Origin of the sequence: Arthrobacter sp. NPDC058288 (assembly GCF_042880995.1) — a bacterium.
In the GTDB taxonomy this organism is placed as follows: Bacteria; Actinomycetota; Actinomycetes; order Actinomycetales; family Micrococcaceae; genus Arthrobacter.
Window position 1 is genome coordinate 437,349 of the sequence record NZ_JBHVYH010000001.1, and the last position, 21,080, is coordinate 458,428.

Below are 21,080 nucleotides of genomic sequence, written 5' to 3' on the forward strand. Positions count from 1 at the left end.
AGCCGGTGGCGCACGGGGCGCCGCCGGAGGAGGCTACAGCTTGTTGGCTGCCTCGGCGTCTGATTCGGTCTGGCCGGCGCCCAGGTTGGCGCGCAGCTTGGCGCCGAGGTCGGCGTCAACGTTGGTCCAGTACTGGATGGCGCGTTCCTTGATCTCGGGGGTCTTGACGCCGCCCACTGCACCCGTGATGGTGTCCAGCAGCCGGGCCTTGGCGCCGTCGTCGAACACTTCCCGGTACAGCGTGCCGGCCTGGCCGAAGTCGCCGTCCTCGGCGTGCAGGGAGTGGGCGGAGAGCGTCAGCTCGCCGTCGTTCTCCCAGCCGCCGCCCGCAACCGCAGGCTCAACAGCAGCGGGGCCGCCAACCGAGTTCGGGGCGTAGACGGGAACGGAGGGGGCGTTGAAGTGGTAACGCCCGGCGCCGTCCTGGCTGTAGTTGTTGACCTGGTTCTTGGGCTGGTTCACCGGGATCTGGGCGTGGTTGGTGCCTACGCGGTAGCGGTGTGCATCGGCGTAGGAGAAGATGCGGGCCTGCAGCATCTTGTCCGGGGAAGCGGCGATGCCCGGAACGAAGTTCGACGGCGCGAAGGTGGCCTGCTCGATCTGCGCGAAGTAGTTCTCCGGGTTCCGGTTCAACTCCATGGTGCCCACCTTGATCAGCGGGTAGTCCGAGTGCGGCCACACCTTGGTGAGGTCGAACGGGTTGAAGCGGTAGGTCTTGGCGTCCTCGTACGGCATGACCTGGACGTGCAGGTCCCAGGAGGGGAAGTTGCCGGCGGCAATGTTTTCCTGGAGGTCGCGGATGTAGAAGTCCGCGTCCGAACCGGCCAGCTCTTCGGCGCGGTCGCCCGTGATGGTCTTGACGCCCTGGTTGGACTTGAAGTGGTACTTGACCCAGAAGCGCTCGCCCTCGGCGTTGATCCACTGGTAGGTGTGCGAGCCGTAGCCCTGCATTTCACGCCAGGAAGCCGGGAGGCCGCGGTCGCCCATGAGCCAGGTGACCTGGTGTGCGGACTCGGGGGACAGGGTCCAGAAGTCCCACTGCATGTCGGCGTCGCGCAGGTGCGTGCCCGGCAGGCGCTTCTGGGAGTGGATGAAGTCCGGGAACTTGATGCCGTCGCGGATGAAGAAGACGGGGGTGTTGTTGCCCACGAGGTCGTAGTTGCCCTCGGAGGTGTAGAACTTGACGGCGAAGCCGCGGGGATCGCGCCAGGTGTCGGGGGAACCGTTCTCGCCGGCGACCGAGGAGAAGCGGATCAGCATTTCGGTTTCCACGCCCGGCTGCAGGAAAGCGGCCTTGGTGTACTTGGAGATGTCCTCCGTGGTGGTGAACTTGCCGAACGCGCCGCCGCCTTTGGCGTGGACTACGCGCTCCGGGACACGCTCGCGGTTGAACTGGGCGAGCTTCTCGATCAGGTAGTGGTCGGTCAGGATGATGGCGCCGTCAGCGCCGACAGCCTTCGAGTGAGCATCGGAAGTGACGGGAGCACCGGACTGTGTGGTGGACACAGCGGGCGCAGAGATGTTCAGAGTCATCTTTCTCCTTTGGTTGGGTTTCTTGCTTAGTTTCGTTCGGCGGGTAGCTTTTGGGTGCGCTGGCAGTCCTGGCAAATGCCCTGGTACATGACGTCAGCGATCTGGATGGTCATCGGCTCGGAATTTTCGTCCCAGTGCGGCGTGAGGCAGGGCGCATGGCCCACGGCGCAGTCCACGTCCTCCACCCGCCCGCAGCTGATGCAGATGGCATGGTGGTGGTTGTCGCCCACCCGCGTCTCGTACAGTGCGGGGGAGTGGGGCGGTTCGAACCGGCGCAGCATGTGCAGGTCCGTGAGGTCGCCAAGGACCACGTACACGGACTGCGCCGTCATTTCGGGCAGTTCTTCACGCGCGGCGGCAAGAATGCTTTCGGCCGGCGAGTGCGGGTGGCGTTCGACGGCGGTGAGGACGGCCAGCCGCTGTTTGGTCACCCGGCGGCCGTGGGCGCGCAGGGCAGCAGCCCATGCGTCCTGGCCTGCCTCGTGAACTGTCATAGCCCCATTCAAGCACTTATTATGACTAAATCACAATAAGGCGTGGCTAATCTCCGGAGACTGCAGCAACATTTCGAACGGGTTGACGGCTTCACCGGCAGAGCGGCCCAGCGCGTGCAGTTCGAGCCGGCCGCCGGTGACGGCCGTGTCCGGCACAAGGCAGCTGAGGCCGGTCACGGCCTGCCGGAGCGACAGGGCTTCCAAGGCCGCGGCCAGGGCAAGCAATTCACGCGGGGTCACCTCCTCGACGGAACCGATGGGCCGCTCCGGCGCGAGGACCGTGTGGTCCGACCCGGCAGGGAACGGAGGGGTCCAGGCGCGGATGGCAGGCAGCGGCGCGTCCTGTTCCCGGGCGGCTTCTTCCTGGTCGCCTTCAGCGACAGTTTTCGCGTCAGCTTCCGGGCCGGTACGGTCCGGCGTCCCGTCCACCGTCGCGTCCGGCGCCTCGTCCACCGCGGCAGCTGCCGCTGTCAGCAACGCGGCGCGGAGCCCGGCGTCGTACTTGTCCAGTTCCCGGTCCGGGGCCGGCTTCCGGCGCTGCGCCGGCAAGGACAGCTGCCCGGCGGGGGTGACCGGTTCGCCGTCCCAGCGGCCGAACAGGTGGAACGTGGGGGTGGAAGATTCCGCGGCGGGTTCGCCGATAGCGGCTCCGAGCGCATGCCAGCGATGCGCAAAGAGCAGGGTGCAGGTGTCCGCCCCAAGGACATCGGCCAGTGCCCTGCGGGCAGCGTTATGGCAGCGCAGCCAGTCTGCCGCCGACCGGTGGTCCAGGGCCGTTGCCGGGTTGCTGAGCCGGATCATCAGGTGGCCGGACGTCAGTGGAGTGCGCGGCCGGGTGACTTCCCAGACCGCCGAGCCGAAAAGCAGCCGTCTGGACAACTGCATGCGCGTTCCTTCCCCCGTAGTGTTTCCCCGCCGAGACTATCAAGGCCCGGCACGGTATTGAGGGGCGCCGCAGCATGCGGGCCCCGGAATGGCCCGGGTCCCTCGGCCCCCGCCGCTAGAGTTGCCCAGTGGCAAAACTTCTGGCTGACATCACTCCGTTGCGCGAGAGCCCCGACTTCCGCCGGCTCTGGCTCGGATCCGCCGTCTCCAACCTTGGCAGCCAGTTGACCCTGGTGGCCGTCAGTCTTGAGGTATACCGGCTGACCCAGGACAGCCTCTACGTGGGCCTGTTGAGTATTTTCGCGCTGGTGCCCCTGGTGCTCGGAGGCCTGCTGGGTGGCTCCATCGCCGATGCCCATGACCGCCGCAAGGTCGCCCTGCTGGCGACCACCGTACTGTGGCTTACCACGGCCGGACTGGCGGCGCAGGCCTGGCTCGGGCTGGGCTATGTGTGGCTGCTCTACGTGCTGGTGGCCGTGCAGAGCGGCGCCCAGGCCATCAACCAGCCCGCCCGCAGCGCCATCATCCCGGCACTGGTCCGCAAGGAACTCCTGCCGGCGGCCAACGCCCTGAGCATGATCACGTTCGGCCTGGGCATGACAGCCGGTCCACTGCTGGGCGGCGTGCTGGTGGCCTGGGTGGGCTTCGGCTGGACCTACACGCTGGACGTCGCGAGCTTCGCCTTTGCGTTCTGGGCCCTGCTGAGGCTCCCGCCGATGCCGCCGGGGAAAGCCTCGCACCGGGCCGGACTGCGATCCGTGGTGGAGGGTTTCCGCTTCCTGGGTACGCGACCGAATCTCCGCATGACGTTCGTGATCGACCTCGTGGCCAGGATCTTCGCGCAACCGCGGGCCCTGATGCCGGCGATCGGCGCAGTGATGATTGGCGGCGGCGAGGCCACCGTGGGTGTGCTCCTGGCGTCGACAGCCGTGGGCGCGTTCCTGGCCGGGCTCTTCTCCGGCCCGCTGGGCGGAATCCGCCGGCAGGGGAGCGCTGTGGTGTGGTCGGTCATGGGCTGGGGTGCCTCCATCGCCGGCTTCGGACTGGTGGTGGTGCTGGCCGGGCGGTCCGGCGCCGACGGCGTAACGTGGTGGCTGCTGCCCGCCGCCCTATGCTGTGCCCTTGCCGGCATCGCGGACGCCGTGAGCGCCGTTTTCCGCACAACCATCCTCCAGGCGGCGACGCCGGACCACCTGCGCGGGCGCCTCCAGGGAGTGTTTGTGGTGGTGGTTGCAGGCGGCCCGCGGATCGGGGACATGCTGGCCGGCGGCGGCACTAAACTTTTGAGTGAAGGTTGGGTGTTATTGCTGGGCGGCCTGTTGTGCATCGCCGTGGCGTGGACGGTGGCGCACTTGCAGACGGGTTTCCTGAAGTACGACGCGCGGAATCCCGTTCCGTAACGCCGCCGCCCCGGCTGTCACTTTGAGGGTTATAACGTCGTGAGGAGGCACAGTGCATAATCACCACAACGGACTGAAGACCGCGGCGCTGTTCGGGGTGCTTTGGGCGGTGCTGCTGGGGCTGGGTGCCGTGATCGGTACCAGCATGCGGAGCACCACCCCCATCTGGATCATGGCGCTGGTGGGCGTCGGCACCACGGCCTACGGGTACTGGAACAGCGACAAACTCGCGCTCCGGTCCATGCAGGCGTACCTCGTCACCGAGGATCAGGCGCCCCAGCTCTACCAGATCGTCCGGGAGCTCTCCGCCAAGGCGAACCAGCCGATGCCGCGCATCTATGTCTCGCCCACACCGGCGCCGAATGCTTTTGCCACCGGCAGGAACCCGCAGAACGCCGCCGTCTGCTGCACCGAAGGCATCCTGCGGCTCCTGAGCGTCAGGGAGCTTCGCGGGGTGCTGGGCCACGAACTCATGCACGTTTACAACAGGGACATCCTGACATCGTCCGTGGCCGCCGCCGTCGCCGGGGTGATCACCTCGGTGGGGCAGATGCTGCTGTTCTTCGGCGGAGGGGACCGCCGCAACGCAAACCCGCTCGCGATGATGGCGATGGCGCTCCTGGCCCCGCTCGCGGCCGTGGTGATCCAGTCGGCCATTTCCCGGACCCGGGAGTACGACGCCGACGAGGACGGTTCCGCCCTCACCGGAGATCCGCTGGCGCTTGCCTCAGCCCTGCGAAAGATCCATCAGGGCGTGCAGATGGTCCCGCTCCCGCCGGACCAGAAGCTGGTGAACACCTCGCACCTGATGATCGCCAACCCGTTCCGGACCGGCGGTGTGACCCGGATGTTCGCAACGCACCCGCCGATGCAGGACCGCATCACCAGGCTGGAATTGATGGCCGGCGGCCCGGTCGGCTGAGCGCCGCCGTCGTTCGCCTAGGGCTGCAGCGACGCGCGCCTCGGGATGCAGCGACGCGCAAAGTACCCTGCGCGGCCGGAATTCACATGGCGCCGGGAATTTTGCGCGTCGCCGGGATGAATCAGCTGCGGAAGTTGACGAACTGCAGGTCGGCTTCGTCAAAATCCTTCAGGAGGGCCATAGTGGCCTGCAGATCGTCGCGCGACTTGGACGTCACACGAAGTTCGTCACCCTGGATCTGGGACTTGACTGATTTGGGCGCCTCGTCGCGGATCAGCTTGTTGATCTTCTTCGCGAGGTCCTGCGCGATGCCCTCCTTGATGGATGCCTCCAGCCGGAATTCCTTGCCGGATGCGTAGGGCTCGCCGGTGTCCAGGGACTTTAGTGAGATCCCGCGGCGGATGAGCTTGGACTGCAGTACGTCCAGTACGGCCAGCACCCGCTCTTCCGAGTTGGCCTTCATCAGGATCTTTTCGCCGCTGAAATCGACCTCGGCGCCGACGCCCTTGAAGTCGTAGCGCTGCGCCAGTTCCTTCTGCGCCTGGTTCAGCGCATTGGCAACTTCCTGCTTGTCTACCTTGCTGACGACGTCGAATGTGGATTCGCCTGCCATAACTGTCCTCCTGCTGATCGCCCGGGTACCCCTTCAGGGGCAGTGGTTTCTGCATTCCAGCCTAGTACGGATGACGGCGAAGTGAAGGCTCGGGCCGGGTTCGACGGCCCGGGCAGCGTTCGAAGCGGAAACTGCCGCCGGAAGCATTCCCGGCGATTCACAGTTCCCTCAAAGCGGACGCACGGCGGGAACGAAGTCTCGGCCCCCAGAGTTGGAGGTGTTGGAAGAGTTGCCCCGGAAGGAAAGCACATGCACCAGAACGCCGTCCGCTACGTCACCCGCTCCACTGCCGCGGCGGCCACCACCCTCGCCGCTGCGGCCACGTCCGTGGCAGCCGCCGCGGTAGCTGCCTCGATCATCCTTAGCCCCGTGGCGGAGGCTTCCTCCCGCATGGACGGTGTGCACTCGGATTTGATGCGGGCGGTCCAGCTGAATCAGATCACGGAGGAGCAGGCAGCGAAGTTCGAAGCGAAACTGGCCGGACGCATTCTCGGTGAAGCCTGATTTTCCGCGGAATTCCGGGGTATTCGGAGGCCTTGGCGGCTCGATTCGATTCTTCGGCAGAAGTTCTGTAAAGTTGTCTTGCCCGCGGTTGCTGGAAGCGGAACGGACTGGAAACAGGAGTTCTGACCAAGGAAGCCGCGAGTGATCTTCTTTTGAAGTTCGGCAGATTACCCGAGCGGCCAAAGGGGGCTGACTGTAAATCAGCTGGCAACGCCTACGGGGGTTCGAATCCCTCATCTGCCACCCAAGGAAAAGTCTCCGGAACCATCAGGTTCCGGAGACTTTTTCGTTGTCCGGCCGCATGTGCCGCCTTCCGGCAGGGCCTTGTCCGCTGCTCCTGGCCCGGAAGGTGCGGAACCGCGGACAAGCCCGGGCGTCAGTTGAGGCCAATCACCAGCATCTGGGTGGTCCCCGGGATGCAGGTCTGCAGGATGACCCGCGGGAAGCCGCCGAAGATTGCCGAGACATTGTTGGTGGTGCCGGGGTTTGGCACCTGGCCCCGTCCGACCACTGTGTAGGTCCCGTAGCCGGGAATGCTGACGGTCTCGCCGACGCCGATCCCCGAGAACCGGGCCCATCCGCCGCAGAAGTCATGCTCCGTGATGAAGAGGGCATAGGCGTCGGTGGGTGTGAAGTGGATGGGGCCGATGCAGGCGTCCACCATCGACTGTCCGCCGGCACCCGCAACGTAGATCGTGCGGACTGCCGGAGCAGGGGCCGGAGCGGGAGCCGGAGCCACGGCAGGGGCCGGTGCTGGTGCAGGGGCGGGTGCCGGAGCGGCGGCTGCCGGGGCGGCGACGGCCGGTCCCGTCAGTTTCAGGACCTGTCCCGGCACGATCGGGGAGTACGCGCCCAGGCCGTTGGCGGCCAGCATGGCGTTCATGTCGACGCCGAAGCGGGAAGCTATTGCTCCCACAGTGTCCCCGGCGACCACCGTGTACAGGTTGGATGCCTCAGGCGCCGGGGCAGGGGCCGGTGCAGGCGCGGGTTCGGCGGCCGGCGCAGGGGCCGGTGCGGCGGGTTCCGGGACGGCGGCAACGGCCGCCTCTGGAGTGCCGGCTCCGGCAGTTGCGGATGTTGGCGTGGCTGGGGACTTGTCGGTTTCAGGCGCCGGTGCCGCCACGGCCCGGGTGTCGGTGACGCTGGACGTCTGCGCGGAGGCGGAGTATCCGACTGCGGCCACGGCGACTGCCGTAACCGCCACTCCCGCGGCCAGGAGAATCCTAAGCCTGGTTCTTCCGCTGCGGGCTGGTGCAGGTGCCGGGACGAGTGTTCTGTCCCCAAGGTCAAGCTCGTTTTGATCCATCGGTTCCCCCCGAGAGTCAATGCCTTGGGGTCGACAGGACAGCAGGCCCCAGGGCGGCGGTGCGCCGGCAGCGGACGGCATTGAGGAGCAGTCCGTGGCACAGAGACGCATGAAGTGAACTGCCGAAATGATGAGTAATTTCGGAAGCCCGAATGATTAGGCCTGTGTCCATTTGGTGGCCACAGGTAATTCCGGAATGCTGCTTGCCCTAGGAATATTGAGTCTATGAATGGGGAGGTAATCACCGCACGAGTAGGAATTACCCGAATATTCGTACCTCGTACCCGCGCCACCGCATGGTGTACGTAAGGGCCTCTCTGCCGGACGGCGGGGACACTCGAAAAAGTGCTGTGTGCTACTCGCTCGGAAGCAGGTATGACCCTCTACTTTCCGGATAACACCGGATGTCGGAGACGCCTCATACGTGCAGATTGGAGCAGCTAGTTAACTAGGTGAATTCGCGAGAAATTCGGTATATTGATCAAATCTTGATGGTCTTTATAATTCTTTTCCATGGATTAATTGCACAAAAAAGGCAGCCACCCGGATGAACGGCCGGATGACTGCCTTTTCAACATTCTCTTGAAACACAGCGGAGGGTTATGGCTCGCGTTCGCTGCGCAGCGCCGCCAGTTCCTGCCGCAGCGCAGCCACCTCCGCCAGCAACTCCCGGATCTCCGCCCGAACCGGAACTTCCGCCGACTCCACGGCGGCTTCCGTGTTCTCTTCGACCCTTTGCACCAGCCAGGACGCGATGGACGCCGTGACGACACCCAGGACGGCGATGCCGCTCATCATCAGGGCCGCGGCAACAATTCGGCCAATGGGTGTGACGGGAAAAAGGTCTCCGTAGCCCACAGTGGTGATGGTGGTGATGGCCCACCATGCGGCGTCACCGAAGCTGAGGATTTTGGCGTCCGGCGCATTTTGTTCGACGTCCAGGACGGCCAGGGCTCCGACGAAGACCAGCAGGACCGCAGAGCCGGCCACGTAGGTGACGACGCGGCCGCGGAGCGTCTCGCCCACCGTCCGGTGCAGCACGGACAGCAGGGTGACCAGCCTTAGCAGCCTGAGCGGCCGGAAGAACGGCAGGGCAACAATCAGCAGTTCGTGCAGGTTGCGAATGAACCAGCGCTTCCTGTTGTCCGCGAGCCACAGGTTTGCCGCGTAGTCGGCAACGAAGACAGCCCAGGTGATCCACATAACGCTTTCGAGGAACTCAGCCTGCCGCCCTTCAATGTGGCCGATAACCTGCCAGGCGTAGGCCGCCAGGAACACCAGTGCTGTTCCCATCAAAGGCCACTCGGCGATGTCCCTATAGCGTTGCTGTGTCATGGGGAAATCCTAAAGGTGGCGGCTCTTGGCGCTAATGTTACCCGCGGGTAACATGATGGCATGCACCTGCTTTTGCGAACGTTCCTGCTCCTGTTCCTGTCCGCGCGTCGGCCGCCCCTCAGTATCTGGGACACGTCCTCCCTCCCGTTGCGCGTACTGCCGACCGACATCGACATCGCCATGCATGTCAACAACGGGATGTACTTCTCGCTCATGGACCTGGGCCGGTTTGATCTCATGGCCCGGAGCGGGACCTGGAAGAAGATGCGCCAGCGCGGCTGGTCGCCCGTGGCGGCCGGGGAGACCATAGCCTTCCGGAAGTCCCTGCGGCTGTGGCAGCAGTACACCATCGAATCCCGGATCATCGGGCTCGACAGCAAAGCCATCTATTTTGAGCAGCGCATGGTGGTGGACGGTGAAATCTATGCCCGCGCCCACATTGCGACGCGGCTGGTCAGCAAGGGGAGGCCGGTAAGCCAGGAGGAGATCCTGCGGGAGTTCGGCGAGCCTCCGGCCGGGCTCGAACTGCCGGAGTGGATCCACGAGTGGCGGGAAACGAATGCGCTGCCCGGGGCCCGCCGGCCGGCGCCACACCTCTGGCATTGAGCCTCGGGCGCCGGATGGCAAAGGTGTGCCAAGAGCGAAACGCGCGGGACATCGCCGGGCCGCTCGCGTACCGTTGACCCATGGCTACCGTAGACATTACAGGTGAACAGTTCGCATCTACCGTCGAGAACAACGACATCGTCCTCGTTGATTTCTGGGCCGAATGGTGTGGTCCCTGCAAGCAGTTTGGACCCACGTATTCCGCAGTTTCAGAGAAGCACCCGGACGTCGTGTTCTCCAAGGTGGACACCGAAGCGGAACAGCAGCTGGCCGCCGAAGCGGGGATTACGTCCATCCCCACGCTGATGGCCTTCCGCGAGAAGGTGCTGGTGTTCTCGCAGCCCGGAGCACTCAATGCCCAGCAGCTGGAGCAGGTGGTTGACGCCGTCAAGGCACTGGACATGGAAGAAGTCCACGCGCACGTAGCCCGGTCCCAGGCCGAGGCGGCCGCGGCGGCAGGCAAGCAGGACGGCACGCAGATCCCGGAGGCCTAAGGGTCCGCCGGTCGCTCATCGCCTTAAACTCCAACGCGGGGCCACTTCCGCCCACGAACCCTGGTTCGTTCGGGCGGAGTGGCCCCGCGTTGTTGGACGGAAAAGGGGTTACAGGCGTTCGAGCTGGACAGGTTCGGCCAGCAGGGCGCTCAGGGATTCATTGAGGTCCTGGACGGCGGTGCCCTTGGAATGCTTGGCCAGGTCCTCTTCGGAAGCCCACTGCTCCGTCAGCACCAGCTTTTCCTCGGTGGCCTCCGTCAGTTCGTACCGGATGCAGCCGGGTTCGTTGACCACCTCGTCGATCGCGATTTCGAGGGCGAGCTTCACGCGGAAGAATTCGCCGTCGTTGGGGATGAACGTTGCCTTCAGGTCAATGGGTGCACTCATGCGTTTTACAATACCGGCCCGGCCGCTTGCCTCCCCGAATATTTTGTAGGACTTCCTAGTTTTAGGCTTCTCTTGCCGGGGCTCTGTTGGTAGCGTGCCAGCATGCGCGCTTATACAGCCGGGGACACTGACGTCCCGCTGCTTGACGAGACCATCGGCCAGAATTTCGAGCGGATGGTGGCCAGCTTCCCGTTCCACGATGCCCTGATCGAGGCGGCCCCGGTCCCCGGCGCGGACGCCCGCCGTTGGAGCTACACCAAACTGAACGACGACGTCGACAGGCTGGCCCGGGCGCTGATCGCCCGTGGCGTTGCCGCCGGGGAGCGAATCGGCATCTGGAGCCCCAACTGCGCAGAGTGGACCATCCTGCAGTACGCCACGGCCAAGATCGGGGCGATCCTGGTCAACGTGAACCCCTCCTACCGAAGCCATGAACTGGAGTTCGTGGTCAGGCAAAACGGCATGAGGATGCTGGTGGCGGCGCCGTCGGACCGGAGCAGCGACTATACGGCGATGGCCAGGCAGGCCCTTGCCGAATGCCCGGAGCTGAAGGAGCTGGTCTTCCTGCCCGATGGCGGCCAGCCGCAGCTGCAGGCCGGTGATCCTGAAACTGCTGCGGAAATGACGTACGCCGAGCTGCTCAAGCGGGCTGACGACGTCGGGCATTCCGTCCTGAAGGCCCGCCTGGCGGGACTGGACCCGCAGGACCCTATCAACCTGCAATACACGTCGGGCACCACAGGGTTCCCCAAGGGTGCCACCCTGACGCACCGCAACATCCTGAACAACGGCTACTCCATCGGCGAGCTGCTGGGCTACACGGAGCATGACCGCGTGGTGATTCCGGTGCCGTTCTACCACTGCTTCGGGATGGTGATCGGTAACCTCAATGCCCTCAGCCACGGCGCGGCGACCATCATTCCGGGACGCTCCTTCACTCCGGCGGCGGCGCTCGAAGCGGTCCAGGACTTTGGCGGGACATCGCTGTACGGCGTGCCCACCATGTTCATTGCCGAGCTCGCGCTGCCGGACTTCGCATCTTATGACCTGTCCACGCTGCGCACCGGTGTGATGGCCGGCTCCCTGTGCCCCATCGAGGTGATGAACCGGGTCATCTCCGACATGAACATGAAGGAAGTGGCCATTTGCTACGGCATGACGGAAACCTCCCCGGTATCCACCATGACCCGCGCCGGCGACACCATGCAGCAGCGCACTGAAACAGTGGGACGCACCATGCCGCAGCTGGAGAGCCAGGTGGTGGACCCGGTGACGGGCAGCGTGCTGGAGCGAGGCGAGATCGGCGAGCTGTGCACCCGCGGCTACGCCGTGATGAAGGGGTACTGGAACCAGCCGGACAAGACCGCCGAGGCCATCGACGCGGACGGCTGGATGCACACCGGCGACCTGGCCCGCATGGACGCGGACGGGTACGTGGTGATCGAGGGCAGGATCAAGGACATGGTGATCCGCGGCGGCGAAAACATCTACCCGCGCGAGATCGAGGAATTCCTCTACACCCACCCCTCGATCCAGGATGTGCAGGTGATTGGCGTCCCCGATGCCAAGTACGGCGAGGAGCTCATGGCCTGCATCATCGTCAAACCCGGCGCGGATCCGCTGGACGCGGCCGGTGTCGCCGAGTTCTGCCGCGGCAAGCTGGCGCATTACAAGATCCCGCGTTACGTGGAGGTCCGGGACAGCTTCCCGATGACGGTGTCAGGGAAGATCCGGAAAGTCGAGATGCGGCAGGAGGCCGTGGCCCGGCTGGGGCTGTAGCCTTCGGGCGTGCGGTGGCCGCCCGGCCCTGCGCGGGCCCCAAATGTCCGTTCGCGCTTCCCGTTAATGCCGGCGGTGGTCCTGGATGGTCATGCGGGGGCCGAACGTGGGTTTCCGGAAACCGCTCAGGCCGATCATCCGAACCACCCGCTGACGGTGACCCTGCCATGGCGCGAGCAGCCGCAGCATCCCGGCGTCGTCGGTCCGCCGGCCCGTCAGCGCTGCCCCCACGTACGCCGCAAGGTGGTAGTCGCCCACTGCGATGGAGTCCGGGCAGCCGTGCGTCCTCTGCACCACTTCCGCCGTGGTCCAGACACCGATGCCGGGAATGGTCTGCATTCCGGCGGCAGCCTCCGAAGCCGGCAGCGCCGCCAGGCGTTCAAGGGCGACGGCGGAACGCAGCGCCCGCATGACCGTGGCCGAACGCTGGGGGCCCACCCCGGCCTTGTGCCATTCCCACGACGGGATACGCAGCCACTGCTCCGGGGTGGGCTGCAGCAGCAAGCCGGCCGGAGCGGCCGTGCCCGCAGCCGGAGCCGGCGAACCGAAGCGGTACATCAGATAGCGGTAGCCCCGACGGGCTTCGATGACGGTGACCTTCTGCTCAAGAATGGTGGGCACCAGGGAGTCAACCATGCGGCCGGTGGCCGGGAGCCGCAGCCCCAGGTTCCGGCGTCGGGCTTCCACCACCATCCGGGGGAGCGTCGAGTGGAACTCCGGGTGGTCGAACGCTGCCCAGTCGTCCGCGCTGCCCAGCAGCCGCGGCGCGGCGGCCACGGCGTCCGCCGAACCCGGGCCCCAGGCCTGGACGTCCACCGCCGGTTCGCGGGGGTCCCCGGCAACGGTGAGGCGCAGGGTGGCCGGGCCGCACGGTGTGGTGAAGGCCATCCAGAGCCCATCCGGGCGGGAAGCGAAGGCCGGATCCCCGTTGCCGCGGATGAGCGTTCCGAGCGTCTGCAGGAGGTTGAACGGGCCGCCGGGATGCCACCGCAGGGAAGCGTCAGCCGCGGCGGCCAGGCCGGCGGGGACGTCTGCGATGGTCATGGAACCATCGTCCCACGCGGTGCTGACAGGACCGGAAACGGGCAGCCCCAGGTTCGGAAACGGGCAAGGTCGAACGGCCCTGCCCGTCACGGACGCCCGGGCCTAGACTCCAGCTGTGGCGTGGACCGCCCGCGCCGGGCCGACTGCGGCCAGAGTATGGAATGCCAGGTGAAGACAATGGCCGGAGGAGTGGTGCACTTCGAGATCCCCGCCGACGACGAAGACCGCGCACGGGATTTCTACAGTTCGGCGTTTGGCTGGGAGATGAATCCGCTACCGGATATGAGCTACACGCTGATCACGACGACACCGGTTGATGCCACCGGCCGACCGTCCGGCGCTGGTTCCATCAACGGAGGCATGTTCCGCCGGGAGGGGGAGATGGCGGCACCGGTGGTCACCGTGGACGTGGAGGACATCGACGCCGCACTGGAGAAGATTGCCGCCATCGGCGGTTCCGTCTTCCGGGGCAAGATGGAGGTTCCCGGCATGGGCTGGAACGCGTATTTCAAGGACAGCGAAGGCAACATCGTGGGCCTGTGGCAGAATTCCGAACCCGGTTTCGCCCCCGGCCCGGACGCCGCCGCGAACGACATCGGCGCTTAACGCCTCAGTGCATGCCTGAAGCCATCCACAGCGCCACGACGGCGAGGGGAACCGTCAGCGTTGCAGCCACCAGGCCCGCGAGTGCAAATCCGCCCCACCTGATCCGGACGTTCAGGGCCCGCAGCCGCTCGTGCCAGAGCAATGTGGCCAGCGACGCCCACGGACTCACCAGCGGGCCAAGGTTCACGCCGATAAGAAGGGCGGCCAGCCTGGCCGGCGAGCCGGCCACTGGTTCCAGGGCAAGGTAGGCGGGGAGGTTGTTGGCAGCGTTGGCGGCGCCTGCCCCGAGTCCCGCCAGCTGCAAGAGGGCGGCCAGGCTGTCGCCTGATCCGGCCACTCCGGCCAGGAGCGAGGTCAGACCGTTGGCATGCAGGGCCTCCACCACCATGAACAGGCCCACCGTCAGCATCAACGGACGCCACGGAACCATGGACCATCGCAGCGCGGCCGGGCGGCGCCGCAGGAAGACCGCCAGCAGGAAAGCCGCGGCCACCATCGCGGGGAACTGCACCGGCACCCCGGACACCAGCGCAGGCAGCAGCACCAGCACCGTGCCGGCCGCGATGACCAGCAGGCCGCGGTCCCGCACTCGGTGCACAGGCTGAGGACCGTATGTTCCGCGCAGCTCCCGCCTGAACGCCAGCCACAACAGGGACAGCGGGACCAGCAATCCCACCAGGGCGGGCGCCCAGACCAGGCCCGCAAACCCCAGCGGGCTGAGCCCGAGCCTGTCCTGTGCCAGCAGGTTCGTCAGGTTGGACACCGGAAGCAGCAGGGAGGCCGTATTGGCCAGCCAGATGCTGGTGAGGGCGAACGGAAGGGGCGGAATTTTGGCGTGGACGGCCAGGAGCACCACCACGGGAGTCACCAGCACTGCCGTGGTGTCCAGGGACAGGAACACCGTGGAGACGGTGGCCACCGCAATGACCAGGAGCCACAAGGAGAACACGCGCCCGCGGCCCAGGGCAGCCAGGCGGTCCGTCACCACGCGGAACAGCCCCGCCTCGTCCAGGAGCTCAGTGACCAGTGACATGGCCAGCACGAAGGACAGGATGGGAATGGTGCGGGCAGCCAGTTCCCCGAAGGCGGGTGCTGGGAGCGCACCAACCGCCAGTGCGGCCACGCCTGCAGCAAGCAGGGCCCCCGGCAGGAGGTAACTCCGTATCTTCGTCAGCCATGCGAACCGCTCCACCGGCCAATCCTCCCACCCGCCGCCGTTTGAGTGCCTTTGCGACGCTCACGCGTCCGCAGGCCAAGGATGGCCGCCGAGGCAAGGGGAACAGGTCAGAGACGGTAACTTTGTACCTATGAAGTACGCCCAGTCCGTCCTGGACCTCATCGGCAATACGCCGCTCGTCAAGCTCAACCACGTCACCGACGGCATCAAAGCCACCGTCCTGGCGAAGGTGGAATACCTGAACCCCGGAGGGTCCATCAAGGACCGGATCGCGGCGAAGATGATTGAGGACGCGGAACGGGACGGCAAGCTGCTCCCCGGCGGAACCATCGTGGAACCCACGTCGGGAAACACCGGTGTTGGCCTGGCCCTGGTGGCGCAGCAGAAGGGCTACCGCTGCATTTTCGTGGTGCCGGACAAGGTGGGCGAGGACAAGCGCGCCGTCCTGCAGGCATACGGTGCCGAAGTGGTGGTCACGCCTACCGCCGTCGCCCCTGACAGCCCGCAGAGCTACTACGGTGTGTCCGACCGCCTCGTCACCGAAATTCCCGGCGCCTACAAACCGGACCAGTTCTCCAACCCTGCCGCCCCGGGCAGCCATTACGAGACCACCGGGCCGGAAATCTGGCGCGACACCGACGGCCGGGTCACGCACTGCGTGATCGGGGCCGGCACCGGCGGCACCATCACCGGCACGGGCCGATACCTCAGGGAGGTTTCCGCCAACCGGCCCGAAGCCGACGGCGGACGCGTCCGGATCATCGGCGCCGACCCCGAAGGCTCCGTGTACTCCGGCGGCACCGGCCGGCCGTACTTCGTCGAAGGTGTCGGCGAGGACATGTGGCCGGCCAACTACGACAAGTCCGTTCCGGACCAGGTGATTGCCGTCAGCGACGCCGAGTCCTTCGAGATGACCCGCAGGTTGGCCCGCGAAGAGGGCCTGCTGGTGGGCGGATCCTCCGGCATGGCCGTGGTGGCCGCCCTGCGGGTCGCCAAGGACCTGCCCGAGGACGCCGTGGTGGTGGTGATCCTGCCTGACTCAGGCCGCGGCTACCTTGCCAAGATCTTCAACGACCAGTGGATGCGGTCCTACGGCTTCCTGTCCGGCGGTGAGGAAGCCTCGGTCGGCGAGGTGCTCAAGTCGAAGACCGGTGAACTTCCGGCGCTGGTGCACATCCACCCGAACGAATCCGTCCGCGACGTCATCAACATCATGAACGAGTTCGGCGTCTCCCACATCCCCGTCCTGTCCCAGGAGCCGCCGGTGGTCATGGGCGAAGTGCTGGGTGCCGTGGACGAGCGAAGCCTCACCTCCAAGCTGTTCCGCGGCGAGGCGAAGCTGACCGACAAGATCTCCGAACACATGGGGGAGCGGCTGCCCGTGATCGGATCGCTGGAAACCATCTCCGCCGCCCGCGAACTGCTCTCCGACGTCGACACCGTGATGGTCACGTTCGTTGGCGCCCCGGTGGGCATCCTGACCCGCCACGACCTTCTCGCCTACCTCAGCAACTGACCCTCCCTGCATCCGCAATCACAAGGAGAACCATGTCCAGAGAAAACCAAGGCTTCAACACCCGCGCCGTGCACGCCGGCCAGGCTTTTGAGCCGCGCACCGGCGCCGTGGTGCCCCCGCTGCACTTCAGTTCCACCTACGCCCAGGAAGCCATCGGGGTGCTGCGCGACGGCTACGAATACGGCCGCGGCGGCAACCCCACCCGCGACGCCCTGCAGGAACAGCTCGCTGCCCTCGAAGGCGGCTCGCACGCGTACTCCTTCAGCTCGGGCCTGGCCGCTGAGGACTCCCTCATCCGGGCCCTCACCCGCCCTGGCGACCACATTGTGCTGGGCAACGACGCCTACGGCGGAACCTACCGCCTGATCAGCCGTGTGCTGGGCGAGTGGGGCATCGGCAACACCCCTGTGGACATGGCGGACCTTGATGCAGTGGCGAAGGCCATCGCCGCGGGCGGAACGGGTGGCGGCAAAACCCGCCTGGTGTGGGTGGAAACCCCCTCCAACCCGATGATGAAGATCACCGACATCGAAGCGCTCGCCACACTGGCCCACGACGCCGGGGCCCTCCTGGTGGTGGACAACACCTTCGCCTCGCCTTACCTGCAGACCCCGCTGGCGCTCGGCGCGGATATCGTGGTGCATTCCACCACCAAGTACATCGGCGGCCACTCCGACGTCGTCGGCGGAGCGATCGTGGTCAACGACGCGGAACTGGCCGAGAAGATCGGCTTCGTGCAGTTCGCCGTCGGCGCCGTGTCAGGTCCGATGGATGCCTTCCTTACCACCCGCGGCCTCAAGACCCTCGGCGTGCGGATGGACCGGCACAGCGACAACGCCCAGGCCGTGGCCGAATGGCTGCTGCAGCGCCCGGAGGTGGAGGCCGTGCTGTACCCCGGCCTCCCGTCGCACCCGGGACACGAGCTGGCGAAAAAGCAGATGAAGAAGTTCGGCGGCATGATCTCCGTGCAGTTCAAGGGCGGTGAGGCCGCTGCCCGAACCGTTGCGGAAAATACGTCCGTGTTCACGCTGGCCGAATCCCTCGGCGGCATCGAATCCCTGATGAACTACCCGTCGGAAATGACGCACGCTTCGGTCAAGGGAACAGAACTGGCGGTGCCGGTCAACCTGATCCGGCTCTCCTGCGGCATTGAGGACGTCGAGGACCTGATCGCTGACCTGGAGCACGCCTTCACCTTCATCGGTACGGGCAGCTAGCAGCCGGTGACCATCTCGCTTCGGGCTAGTTCGCCCACCACCCGCGGCTGGCTCGCGACGGCGGCCGGTGCTGCCGCCGTCGTCGTCGCCCTGGTGGTCCTGTACTCGGCGTACATCCCCCTGATGAACGACTTTGAGGTGTACTACTACGGCGGAAGCCGGGTGCTGCAGACCGGCGAGACCGGCGTCAACGAACTCTATGCTCCGCGGGACGGGCTGCCGTTCACGTACCCGCCGTTCGCCGCGCTGCTGTTCGCCCTGCTGGCCACGCTCAGCATCGGTGCCAGCAGCCTGATTTTCATCACGACGGCGCTGGCCGGAGCCGCCGTGGTGTCGGCATGGCTGGCGCGGCACTATTTCGGGCTGCGCCGCTGGAAGGATGCCTTCGCCGACTGGCGGTTCCGGGCCGTGGCGCTCGCCGGGACGGCGGCGATCCTGCTGCTGGGTCCCTGGCGCGACACTTTTGACTTCGGCCAGATCAACATCATCCTGATGGGCCTGATCCTCGCGGACTTCGCCTTGTATGGGAAGTCCCGCGCCGGCGAGCTGCGGTGGCCGGCGGGGCTGCTGATCGGCCTGGCGGCGGGGATCAAGCTGACCCCGCTGGCGTTCGGGCTGTATTTCCTGGTGCGGCGGGACTTCAAAGCCCTCGGCTGGATGGCTGCGGGATTCTTCGGCTCCATTGCGCTGTCCTGGGCTGTGCTGCCGCACGCCTCGGTGACGTTCTGGACCCAGATCCTGCCGGACACCGGACGGATCGGCGGCCCCGGCTACGTGGACAACCTGTCCGTCAAGGGAATGCTGCTTCACCTGGGCCTGCCGGACTCCGGACTCACCAGTGTGCTGTGGCTGGTCCTTTCGCTGGCGCTGGTGGCTGTGGCCGCGCTGGCCATCAAATGGGCGGTGCACGCGGACGAAAACTTCGTTGCCGTGTCCGCCACCGCCGTGCTCATGCTCCTGATCAGCCCGGTGTCGTGGTCCCACCACTGGGTCTGGATGGCCGTGGCGCTGCCGTGCATGGGCTTTGCCATCCACCGCGTACCCTCGCGCAACGGCAGGATGCGGCTGGCCGGCTGGATCATCGTGGCGGCCTCCGTGGTGGCGTTCTACCTGACGCCCAAGTACCTCGCCGTGATGGCCGGCGCGCAGGAATGGGGCAAGGACCCGCAGACGCAATGGCAGCTTACGGTGTCCAGCCTGGGCGTTGTGTGCGGGATAGCCATGCTGCTGTACTGGGCGCTCGCTTACCGTCCCTCGCGGGCCTTGCTGCGCGCGTCTCCATCCGGGCAGTCTGACATCCAGGCAACCTAGCTTTCTTGAAGAAAGTCAGCTACCGTTGCCTGCATGGCACTCCGCTCTGACTGGTCCCAACGCACCTGCGCCATGGCGCGTGGCCTGGATATCCTTGGTGATCCCTGGAGCATGCTGGTGCTCCGCGAAGTCTTCTTCGGCAACGGCCGCTTCGACGCGATGAAGAAGCGGCTGATGGTTGCCGACTCCGTGCTCACCAAACGCCTGGCCGGCCTCGTGGACGCCGGGCTGCTGGAGCGGAAAGCGTACGACGACGGTGGCCGCACCCGCCAGGAGTATGTCCTCACCGGCAAGGGCGAGGACGCGCTGCCGGTGCTCAACGCCGTGGTGATCTGGGCCGAAAAGCACCTTCCGGCGCCGTCGGACACGGCGCACATGTTCGTGATCCACTCAACCTGCGGGCAGCGGACGTCCTCCGCGGATACCTGCACGGCATGCGGTGAGCGTCTCACCGCGGACAACACCAGCTGGCACAGCCTCGCCCGAACCCCGGAGCCGGTCCCGCTGGCCACGGCGGCACCACAGAACGGAACCGCAGCATGAGCGCCCCCAGGACCACACTGCCCTCCGCTCCCCACAAGAAATCCGGGCGCCGGCTGCATCCCGCGTGGATCGTAGCCGCCGTCGCGTTCCTCGCACTGGTGGGCGCAGCCGGATTCCGGGCCGCCCCCGGAGTCCTGATGGTTCCGCTGCAGAACGAATTCGGCTGGTCCACCACCGTGCTGTCCGCCGCCGTCAGCATCAACCTGGTGCTCTTTGGCCTCACCGCCCCCTTTGCCGCGGCGCTCATGGAACGGTTCGGCATCCGTGCCGTGACGTCGGTGGCGCTGGTCCTGATCGGCGCCGGGAGCGCCCTGACCGTGCTGGTGAACCAGTCCTGGCAGATCCTCCTGACCTGGGGCTTGCTGATCGGCCTGGGCACAGGTTCCATGGCGCTGGTCTTCGCCGCCACGATCGCCAACACCTGGTTCGCCAAGAGCCGCGGCCTGGTGATCGGCATTCTGACGGCAGGGAGCGCCGCCGGGCAGCTGGTCTTCCTGCCCTTCATCGCCATGCTGGCGCAGGATCCCGGCTGGCGGCAGGCCTCCCTGCTCATCGCCGCAGGTGCGCTGGCCGTGGTGCCCCTGGTGCTTAAATTCCTTAAGAACTCACCCGCCGACGCCGGCGTGCTGCCCTACGGCGCCGACGCCGCTGCGGAACCGGCCCCGGCGCCCGGGGGGAACCCAGCTCCTGACGGGAACGCGCCTGGTGGAAACGCCGCCGTCCGGGCCCTGCAGGTGCTCAAGCGGGCCAGCAAGGTCCGGACGTTCTGGGCGCTGGTGGCCGGCTTCGCCATCTGCGGCGCCACCACCAACGGGCTCATCGGCACCCACTTCATCCCCTCCGCGCACGACCACGGGATGGCCGAAACCACCGCGGCCGGCCTCCTCGCCGTTGTCGGAATCTTCGACATCGTGGGCACCATCGCATCCGGCTGGCTGACGGACCGCTTCAACCCGCGGATCCTGCTGGCGGTGTACTACCAGTTCCGGGGCATCGGACTGCTGGTGCTGCCGCTGCTGCTGAGCGCAACAGTCCAGCCCAGCATGATCGTGTTCGTCGTGATCTATGGACTGGACTGGGTGGCCACCGTTCCGCCCACCGCTGCCATCTGCCGCCAGGTGTTCGGTGCCGACGGCAGCGTGGTGTTCGGCTGGGTCTTCGCCGCCCACCAGCTCGGCGCAGCCGCCGCGGCACTGGGTGCCGGTGCCATCCGTGACGTCACCGGCCAGTACACGTATGCCTGGTTCGGCGCAGCCGCCATGTGCACCATTGCCGCAGTCATCAGCGCCACCATCCGCAAGGACGCCGGCGCCCCGGAGCCCGTCCTGGTGGAGGCCAGGGCCGCCGAGGGCTGAGCTCCGCCGCGAGCGGCTGTCGGCGTACCGGCCGGGTGGGAGGCTGCCGGCGT

21 protein-coding genes and 1 tRNA gene are annotated in these 21,080 nt (G+C 66.4%); 13 read left to right on the plus strand and 9 right to left on the minus strand.

Annotated features, from left to right (window positions below; genetic code table 11):
* Positions 1 to 33 precede the first annotated feature (33 nt).
* Genes ACFVWT_RS01995 through ACFVWT_RS02005 form a run of 3 tightly spaced genes read right to left on the minus strand, consistent with a single transcriptional unit; the run spans position 34 to position 2,912 of the window.
* Entirely contained in the window at positions 34 to 1,533 is a 1,500-nt protein-coding gene (locus tag ACFVWT_RS01995) for a catalase (protein ID WP_390244780.1), read from the minus strand.
* A gap of 26 nt (positions 1,534 to 1,559) precedes the next feature.
* Positions 1,560 to 2,027 (minus strand): Fur family transcriptional regulator, encoded by a 468-nt coding sequence (locus ACFVWT_RS02000; protein ID WP_011692907.1) that lies wholly within the window; start codon positions 2,025 to 2,027, stop codon positions 1,560 to 1,562.
* A 30-nt stretch (positions 2,028 to 2,057) separates the two neighbouring features.
* Entirely contained in the window at positions 2,058 to 2,912 is an 855-nt protein-coding gene (locus ACFVWT_RS02005) for a hypothetical protein (protein WP_390244782.1), read from the minus strand.
* Positions 2,913 to 3,040: 128 nt separating this feature from the next.
* Between ACFVWT_RS02005 and ACFVWT_RS02010 the strand changes: the two genes are divergently transcribed.
* Entirely contained in the window at positions 3,041 to 4,312 is a 1,272-nt protein-coding gene (locus tag ACFVWT_RS02010) for an MFS transporter (protein ID WP_390244784.1), read from the plus strand.
* Positions 4,313 to 4,364: 52 nt separating this feature from the next.
* On the plus strand, positions 4,365 to 5,234 hold the full coding sequence (htpX, locus tag ACFVWT_RS02015; protein WP_390244786.1) for a zinc metalloprotease HtpX: 870 nt from the start codon (positions 4,365 to 4,367) through the stop codon (positions 5,232 to 5,234).
* A 121-nt stretch (positions 5,235 to 5,355) separates the two neighbouring features.
* Here the strand turns inward: htpX and ACFVWT_RS02020 are convergent, their stop codons facing one another.
* Positions 5,356 to 5,847: a YajQ family cyclic di-GMP-binding protein gene (locus ACFVWT_RS02020; protein WP_050054209.1), complete on the minus strand. Its 492-nt coding sequence runs from the start codon at positions 5,845 to 5,847 to the stop codon at positions 5,356 to 5,358.
* A 249-nt stretch (positions 5,848 to 6,096) separates the two neighbouring features.
* Here ACFVWT_RS02020 and ACFVWT_RS02025 point away from each other — a divergent pair, with 249 nt between their 5' ends.
* Both ACFVWT_RS02025 and ACFVWT_RS02030 read left to right on the plus strand, forming a co-directional pair.
* Positions 6,097 to 6,351 carry a hypothetical protein gene (locus tag ACFVWT_RS02025; protein WP_390244788.1) on the plus strand — a complete coding sequence of 85 codons (255 nt, stop codon included), beginning with the start codon at positions 6,097 to 6,099 and terminating at the stop codon, positions 6,349 to 6,351.
* Between the two features lie 161 nt (positions 6,352 to 6,512).
* Positions 6,513 to 6,594 (plus strand) — tRNA-Tyr (locus ACFVWT_RS02030).
* Between the two features lie 133 nt (positions 6,595 to 6,727).
* Here ACFVWT_RS02030 and ACFVWT_RS02035 read toward each other — a convergent pair.
* Together ACFVWT_RS02035 and ACFVWT_RS02040 are read right to left on the minus strand one after the other, a co-directional pair.
* Positions 6,728 to 7,657, minus strand: coding sequence for a LysM peptidoglycan-binding domain-containing protein (locus tag ACFVWT_RS02035; protein WP_390244790.1), 930 nt, complete (start codon positions 7,655 to 7,657; stop codon positions 6,728 to 6,730).
* Positions 7,658 to 8,257: 600 nt separating this feature from the next.
* Positions 8,258 to 8,992 carry an ion channel gene (locus ACFVWT_RS02040; protein ID WP_390244792.1) on the minus strand — a complete coding sequence of 245 codons (735 nt, stop codon included), beginning with the start codon at positions 8,990 to 8,992 and terminating at the stop codon, positions 8,258 to 8,260.
* Between the two features lie 60 nt (positions 8,993 to 9,052).
* Here ACFVWT_RS02040 and ACFVWT_RS02045 point away from each other — a divergent pair, with 60 nt between their 5' ends.
* The gene (locus ACFVWT_RS02045) at positions 9,053 to 9,598 is read left to right on the plus strand and encodes an acyl-CoA thioesterase (RefSeq protein WP_390244794.1); all 546 of its coding nucleotides are present in this window, start codon (positions 9,053 to 9,055) and stop codon (positions 9,596 to 9,598) included.
* An 80-nt stretch (positions 9,599 to 9,678) separates the two neighbouring features.
* Positions 9,679 to 10,092: a thioredoxin gene (trxA, locus tag ACFVWT_RS02050; protein WP_390244796.1), complete on the plus strand. Its 414-nt coding sequence runs from the start codon at positions 9,679 to 9,681 to the stop codon at positions 10,090 to 10,092.
* Positions 10,093 to 10,200: 108 nt separating this feature from the next.
* On the opposite strand, the gene ACFVWT_RS02055 is transcribed toward trxA, so the two are convergent.
* The gene (locus tag ACFVWT_RS02055) at positions 10,201 to 10,479 is read right to left on the minus strand and encodes a putative quinol monooxygenase (RefSeq protein WP_028269669.1); all 279 of its coding nucleotides are present in this window, start codon (positions 10,477 to 10,479) and stop codon (positions 10,201 to 10,203) included.
* A 102-nt stretch (positions 10,480 to 10,581) separates the two neighbouring features.
* Here ACFVWT_RS02055 and ACFVWT_RS02060 point away from each other — a divergent pair, with 102 nt between their 5' ends.
* Positions 10,582 to 12,258: an AMP-binding protein gene (locus ACFVWT_RS02060; RefSeq protein ID WP_390244799.1), complete on the plus strand. Its 1,677-nt coding sequence runs from the start codon at positions 10,582 to 10,584 to the stop codon at positions 12,256 to 12,258.
* Between the two features lie 63 nt (positions 12,259 to 12,321).
* Here ACFVWT_RS02060 and ACFVWT_RS02065 read toward each other — a convergent pair whose 3' ends face one another.
* Positions 12,322 to 13,302, minus strand: coding sequence for a DNA-3-methyladenine glycosylase family protein (locus ACFVWT_RS02065; protein WP_390244801.1), 981 nt, complete (start codon positions 13,300 to 13,302; stop codon positions 12,322 to 12,324).
* Positions 13,303 to 13,479: 177 nt separating this feature from the next.
* On the opposite strand from ACFVWT_RS02065, the gene ACFVWT_RS02070 reads away from it, so the two are divergent.
* The gene (locus ACFVWT_RS02070) at positions 13,480 to 13,908 is read left to right on the plus strand and encodes a VOC family protein (RefSeq protein WP_390247037.1); all 429 of its coding nucleotides are present in this window, start codon (positions 13,480 to 13,482) and stop codon (positions 13,906 to 13,908) included.
* A 4-nt stretch (positions 13,909 to 13,912) separates the two neighbouring features.
* Here ACFVWT_RS02070 and ACFVWT_RS02075 read toward each other — a convergent pair whose 3' ends face one another.
* The gene (locus ACFVWT_RS02075) at positions 13,913 to 15,100 is read right to left on the minus strand and encodes an SLC13 family permease (protein WP_390244803.1); all 1,188 of its coding nucleotides are present in this window, start codon (positions 15,098 to 15,100) and stop codon (positions 13,913 to 13,915) included.
* A 115-nt stretch (positions 15,101 to 15,215) separates the two neighbouring features.
* Between ACFVWT_RS02075 and ACFVWT_RS02080 the strand changes: the two genes are divergently transcribed.
* The 5 genes from ACFVWT_RS02080 to ACFVWT_RS02100 are packed head-to-tail and all read left to right on the plus strand — an operon-like array spanning position 15,216 to position 21,027.
* Positions 15,216 to 16,601, plus strand: coding sequence for a cystathionine beta-synthase (locus tag ACFVWT_RS02080; protein WP_390244805.1), 1,386 nt, complete (start codon positions 15,216 to 15,218; stop codon positions 16,599 to 16,601).
* A gap of 32 nt (positions 16,602 to 16,633) precedes the next feature.
* Positions 16,634 to 17,818: a cystathionine gamma-synthase gene (locus tag ACFVWT_RS02085; protein ID WP_390244807.1), complete on the plus strand. Its 1,185-nt coding sequence runs from the start codon at positions 16,634 to 16,636 to the stop codon at positions 17,816 to 17,818.
* Between the two features lie 6 nt (positions 17,819 to 17,824).
* Positions 17,825 to 19,129, plus strand: coding sequence for a glycosyltransferase family 87 protein (locus ACFVWT_RS02090; RefSeq protein WP_390244809.1), 1,305 nt, complete (start codon positions 17,825 to 17,827; stop codon positions 19,127 to 19,129).
* A 33-nt stretch (positions 19,130 to 19,162) separates the two neighbouring features.
* Positions 19,163 to 19,672, plus strand: a complete 510-nt coding sequence (locus ACFVWT_RS02095) for a winged helix-turn-helix transcriptional regulator (protein ID WP_390244811.1) — start codon at positions 19,163 to 19,165, stop codon at positions 19,670 to 19,672.
* Entirely contained in the window at positions 19,669 to 21,027 is a 1,359-nt protein-coding gene (locus tag ACFVWT_RS02100) for an MFS transporter (RefSeq protein WP_390244813.1), read from the plus strand. Before ACFVWT_RS02095 ends, ACFVWT_RS02100 begins: the two co-directional genes overlap by 4 nt.
* Positions 21,028 to 21,080: the final 53 nt, after the last annotated feature.

Coding starts and splice junctions, on each gene's coding strand:
- ACFVWT_RS02005 (WP_390244782.1), bottom strand. CDS start 2,912: ATGCAGTTGTCCAGACGGCTGCTTTTCGGCTCGGCGGTCTGGGAAGTC.
- ACFVWT_RS02070 (WP_390247037.1), top strand. CDS start 13,480: ATGGCCGGAGGAGTGGTGCACTTCGAGATCCCCGCCGACGACGAAGAC.
- ACFVWT_RS02025 (WP_390244788.1), top strand. CDS start 6,097: ATGCACCAGAACGCCGTCCGCTACGTCACCCGCTCCACTGCCGCGGCG.
- ACFVWT_RS02040 (WP_390244792.1), bottom strand. CDS start 8,992: ATGACACAGCAACGCTATAGGGACATCGCCGAGTGGCCTTTGATGGGA.
- ACFVWT_RS02035 (WP_390244790.1), bottom strand. CDS start 7,657: ATGGATCAAAACGAGCTTGACCTTGGGGACAGAACACTCGTCCCGGCA.
- ACFVWT_RS02080 (WP_390244805.1), top strand. CDS start 15,216: ATGAAGTACGCCCAGTCCGTCCTGGACCTCATCGGCAATACGCCGCTC.
- ACFVWT_RS02095 (WP_390244811.1), top strand. CDS start 19,163: ATGGCACTCCGCTCTGACTGGTCCCAACGCACCTGCGCCATGGCGCGT.
- ACFVWT_RS02045 (WP_390244794.1), top strand. CDS start 9,053: ATGCACCTGCTTTTGCGAACGTTCCTGCTCCTGTTCCTGTCCGCGCGT.
- ACFVWT_RS02100 (WP_390244813.1), top strand. CDS start 19,669: ATGAGCGCCCCCAGGACCACACTGCCCTCCGCTCCCCACAAGAAATCC.
- ACFVWT_RS01995 (WP_390244780.1), bottom strand. CDS start 1,533: ATGACTCTGAACATCTCTGCGCCCGCTGTGTCCACCACACAGTCCGGT.
- trxA (WP_390244796.1), top strand. CDS start 9,679: ATGGCTACCGTAGACATTACAGGTGAACAGTTCGCATCTACCGTCGAG.
- ACFVWT_RS02065 (WP_390244801.1), bottom strand. CDS start 13,302: ATGACCATCGCAGACGTCCCCGCCGGCCTGGCCGCCGCGGCTGACGCT.
- ACFVWT_RS02000 (WP_011692907.1), bottom strand. CDS start 2,027: ATGACAGTTCACGAGGCAGGCCAGGACGCATGGGCTGCTGCCCTGCGC.
- ACFVWT_RS02060 (WP_390244799.1), top strand. CDS start 10,582: ATGCGCGCTTATACAGCCGGGGACACTGACGTCCCGCTGCTTGACGAG.
- ACFVWT_RS02085 (WP_390244807.1), top strand. CDS start 16,634: ATGTCCAGAGAAAACCAAGGCTTCAACACCCGCGCCGTGCACGCCGGC.
- ACFVWT_RS02055 (WP_028269669.1), bottom strand. CDS start 10,479: ATGAGTGCACCCATTGACCTGAAGGCAACGTTCATCCCCAACGACGGC.
- ACFVWT_RS02020 (WP_050054209.1), bottom strand. CDS start 5,847: ATGGCAGGCGAATCCACATTCGACGTCGTCAGCAAGGTAGACAAGCAG.